This window comes from Acinetobacter sp. 1294596 (assembly GCF_000582925.1).
Taxonomy (GTDB): Bacteria; Pseudomonadota; Gammaproteobacteria; order Pseudomonadales; family Moraxellaceae; genus Acinetobacter; species Acinetobacter radioresistens.
Genome location: NZ_JFCC01000131.1, coordinates 1 through 449 on the forward strand (window position 1 = coordinate 1; position 449 = coordinate 449).

The window sequence follows — 449 nt, forward strand, 5'->3', positions numbered from 1 at the left end:
GCGACGGACTGTTAATCCGCAGGTCCCTGGTTCGAGCCCAGGTGGGAGAGCCAAGATTCTAAAAAGCCCCCTTATTTAAGTGGGCTTTTTTTTATTACGCCAAGAATATATTCAAGTTATTCCTATTGATAGGTCTTATTGTTCGCCAAGATTCACTTACTGAATATTTTTAAAACAAACGCTTTAAATCTAATGATTTTTTAGCTATTTCCACTTGACCATTTATCTCTTCCTCCATAGAATAGCCCACAGATTCTCCCATAGCTCAGTCGGTAGAGCGACGGACTGTTAATCCGCAGGTCCCTGGTTCGAGCCCAGGTGGGAGAGCCAAGATTCTAAAAAGCCCGCTTATTTAAGTGGGCTTTTTTTTATTACGCCAAGAATATATTCAAGTTATTCCTATTGATAGGTCTTATTGTTCGCCAAGATTCACTTACTGAATATTTTTA

The 449-nt window shown here is 39.9% G+C and carries 1 tRNA gene; it reads left to right on the forward strand.

Annotated features, from left to right (window positions below):
- The first annotated feature begins 254 nt into the window (after positions 1 to 254).
- Positions 255 to 330, forward strand: a tRNA-Asn gene (locus J502_RS16220).
- Positions 331 to 449: the final 119 nt, after the last annotated feature.